General features: G+C 71.2%; 2 protein-coding genes. Both read right to left on the bottom strand.

The window, feature by feature from the left end:
* Window positions 1-204: 204 nt before the first annotated feature.
* The gene (gene sucB / locus ACFC0G_RS37260; protein WP_376412811.1) at window positions 205-1953 is read right to left on the bottom strand and encodes a 2-oxoglutarate dehydrogenase, E2 component, dihydrolipoamide succinyltransferase; all 1749 of its coding nucleotides are present in this window, start codon (window positions 1951-1953) and stop codon (window positions 205-207) included.
* A 62-nt stretch (window positions 1954-2015) separates the two neighbouring features.
* Window positions 2016-3404 carry a dihydrolipoyl dehydrogenase gene (gene lpdA, locus ACFC0G_RS37255; protein WP_376412808.1) on the bottom strand — a complete coding sequence of 463 codons (1389 nt, stop codon included), beginning with the start codon at window positions 3402-3404 and terminating at the stop codon, window positions 2016-2018.
* Window positions 3405-3758 lie beyond the last annotated feature (354 nt).

The following is a 3758-nucleotide window of genomic DNA, read 5'->3' as shown; positions in this document are numbered from 1 at the left end:
GGGTATCTGTGCGCCCCGCGTGGGGCCGCGGGGCCGGGTATTTCGGGCCCCGGGGGGTGTTTTCCCCATTACACAATCGGGGGGCCCCCCCGTCCGGAAACACTTCCGGACGGGGGCGCCGCAGGTGAGGCTCGTTACGTTGCCGACCGGCGGGCCGGCCCTCACGTGGCCTCGCAGGGCCCTTCACGGGGGCCCGACGGGTCCTTACAGGCCGAGGTCGACCTCGAACTCGCCGGCCTCCAGGATCGCCTTGACGGCCGTCAGGTAACGGGCGGCGTCGGCGCCGTCCACCAGACGGTGGTCGTAGGACAGGGCGACGTACGTCATGTCGCGGACCGCGATCGTCTCACCCAGGTCCGGGTGGTTGATGACGACCGGACGGCGCACGGTGGCGCCGATGCCCAGGATGGCGACCTGGTTCGGGGGCACGATGATCGTGTCGAACAGCGCGCCGCGCGAACCGGTGTTGGAGATGGTGAAGGTCGCACCGGCCAGGTCGTCCGGGGTGATCTTGCTGGCGCGCACGGCGCCGGCCAGCTCCGCGGTCTTCTTCGAGATGCCGGCGATGTTGAGGTCGCCCGCACCCTTGATGACCGGGGTCATCAGACCCTTCTCGGAGTCCACCGCGATACCGATGTTCTCGGTGTCGAAGTAGGTGATCGTGCCCTCGTCCTCGTTGATCCGGGCGTTGATGACCGGGAAGGCCTTCAGCGCCTGGGCCGCCGCCTTGACGAAGAACGGCATCGGGGAGAGCTTGACGCCCTCACGAGCCGCGAACGCGTCCTTGGCGCGGGCGCGCAGCTTCATCAGCTTGGTGATGTCGACCTCGACGACCGAGGTCAGCTGGGCCTGGCCGTGCAGCGCCTTCATCATGTTGTCGCCGATGACCTTGCGCATGCGGGTCATCTTGACGGTCTGACCGCGCAGCGGGGAGACCGCGAGGGCCGGAGCCTTCGCGGCGGCCGGAGCGGCCGGAGCGGCGACGGGGGCGGCAGCGGCGGCCTTCTTGGCCTCGGCGGCCGCGAGGACGTCCTGCTTGCGGATGCGACCGCCGACGCCGGAGCCCTTGACGGCCGCCAGGTCGACACCGTTCTCGGTGGCGAGCTTGCGGACCAGCGGGGTCACGTACGCGCCGTCCTCGGCCGGAGCCGGGGCGACGGGGGTGACCAGGGCCGGAGCGATCGACGGGGCGGCCGGCGCGACCGGGGCCGGAGCGGCCACGGGAGCGGCCGGAGCCACCGGAGCGGGAGCCGCGACCGGGGCGGCCGGAGCCACCGGGGCCGGGGCCGGGGCCGGGGCCGCGACGGGGGCGGCCGGAGCCGGGGCGGCGGGGGCGGCCGGAGCGGCACCCGCGACGCCGATGACGGCCAGCTTGGCGCCGACCTCGGCGGACTCGTCCTCGGCGACGGTGATCTCCAGGAGGACACCCGAGACGGGGGCCGGGATCTCGGTGTCGACCTTGTCCGTGGAGACCTCGAGCAGCGGCTCGTCGGCCTCGACGGTCTCGCCGACCGACTTCAGCCAGCGGGTCACGGTGCCCTCGGTGACGGACTCGCCCAGCGCGGGCAGCACGACGTCGGTGCCGGCGGCACCGCCCGCCGGGGCGGCGGCGGGGGCCTCGGCGACCGGCGCCGGAGCGGCCGGAGCCTCGGCCACGGGGGCCGGGGCGGCGACGGGCTCGGCGGCCGGGGCCGGAGCCGCGGCCGGGGCGCCGGTGCCGTCGTCGATGATGGCCAGCTCGGCGCCGACCTCGACCGTCTCGTCCTCGGCGACCTTGATGGAGGCCAGGATGCCCGAGGCGGGGGCGGGGATCTCGGTGTCGACCTTGTCGGTCGAGACCTCGAGCAGCGGCTCGTCGGCCTCGACACGCTCACCCTCGGCCTTGAGCCAGCGGGTGACGGTGCCCTCGGTGACGCTCTCGCCGAGCGCCGGCAGGGTTACGGAAACCGACATGGTTTCAGTTGCTCCTAACGAATTGCGGAAAGTGGTCGTCGCGCCCTGTGATGACGTCAGCGTCAGTCGTGGGAGTGCAGAGGCTTGCCGGCCAGGGCCAGGTGGGCCTCGCCGAGCGCCTCGTTCTGCGTCGGGTGGGCGTGGATGAGCTGCGCGACCTCGGCCGGCAGCGCCTCCCAGTTGTAGATCAGCTGTGCTTCGCCGACCTGCTCGCCCATGCGGTCACCGACCATGTGGACGCCGACCACGGCACCGTCCTTGACCTGGACGAGCTTGATCTCGCCCGCGGTCTTGAGGATCTTGCTCTTGCCGTTGCCCGCGAGGTTGTACTTGAGGGCGACGACCTTGTCCGCGCCGTAGATCTCCTTGGCCTTGGCCTCGGTGATGCCGACGGAGGCGACCTCGGGGTGGCAGTACGTCACCCGCGGCACGCCGTCGTAGTCGATCGGCACGGCCTTCAGGCCGGCGAGACGCTCGGCGACGAGGATGCCCTCGGCGAAGCCGACGTGCGCGAGCTGGAGGGTCGGGACGAGGTCGCCCACGGCCGAGATCGTCGGCACGTTGGTACGCATGTACTCGTCGACCAGGACGTAGCCGCGGTCCATCGCGACGCCCTGCTCCTCGTAACCGAGGCCGGCGGAGACCGGGCCGCGGCCGATGGCGACGAGCAGCACCTCGGCCTCGAAGGTCTTGCCGTCGGCCAGCGTGACCTTGACACCGCTGTCGGTGTACTCGGCGGACTGGAAGAAGGTGCCGAGGTTGAACTTGATGCCGCGCTTGCGGAACGCGCGCTCAAGAAGCTTCGAGCTGTTCTCGTCCTCGACCGGGACGAGGTGCTTCATGCCCTCGATGACCGTCACGTCGGTCCCGAAGGACTTCCACGCCGAGGCGAACTCGACGCCGATGACGCCGCCGCCGAGGATGATCGCCGACTCCGGGACCCGGTCCAGGTTCAGCGCGTGGTCCGAGGTGATGATCCGGTTGCCGTCGATCTCCAGGCCGGGGAGCGACTTCGGCACGGAGCCGGTGGCCAGGAGCACGTGACGACCCTCGACGCGACGGCCGTCCACGTCGACGGAGGTCGGGGAGGACAGGTGACCGGTGCCCTCGATGTAGGTCACCTTGCGGGAGGCGACGAGCCCCTGCAGACCCTTGTACAGGCCCGAGATCACGTCGTCCTTGTACTTGTGCACGCCCTTGATGTCGATGCCCTCGAAGGAGGCCTTGACACCGAACTGCTCCGCCTCGCGCGCCTGGTCGGCGACCTCGCCGGCGTGGAGCAGGGCCTTCGTCGGGATGCAGCCGTTGTGCAGGCAGGTGCCGCCGAGCTTGTTCTTCTCGATCAGTGCGACGTCCAGGCCCAGCTGCGCTCCGCGCAGCGCCGCGGCGTAACCGCCGCTACCGCCGCCGAGGATCACTAGGTCGAAAACGGTGCTGGCGTCGTTCGCCACGTCACGTCCTCCATGCATGTGCGCTCGTCGCCGGTCTTCGATGACCGGGCGGCGGCTGGTGTTCGGCCGCTTTATTTCGGCCCTGTGGTGGGGGCCCTGTCCTGCCGAGAACCCATCTTCGCACTTGTTGACGGATGGCGGGACGCGGGGCCGTGCTCTGAGACGGCCGATCGTCCGTACGGAGCGATCGCCGCAGCGTACGAACCTACGGATTTCGTCGCGAGCGAACAGTCGCTGAGAGCCGCGAACAGGGGCGGGGCCCGGGGGGGGGGGCCGGGGCGCCCCCGGAGAGGGGGGGGTGCGATGAGAGCGCGGGGCGGGGTCGGGGGCCCCGAGAACGATGGGGGGCCCCCG

Origin of the sequence: Streptomyces sp. NPDC056169, assembly GCF_042268445.1 — a bacterium.
In the GTDB taxonomy this organism is placed as follows: Bacteria; Actinomycetota; Actinomycetes; order Streptomycetales; family Streptomycetaceae; genus Streptomyces.
This window is presented reverse-complemented; position numbering and strand designations above follow the sequence as displayed.

Excerpts from the sequence above, each read along its gene's own strand:
- sucB (WP_376412811.1), bottom strand. The coding sequence starts at position 1,953 with ATGTCGGTTTCCGTAACCCTGCCGGCGCTCGGCGAGAGCGTCACCGAG.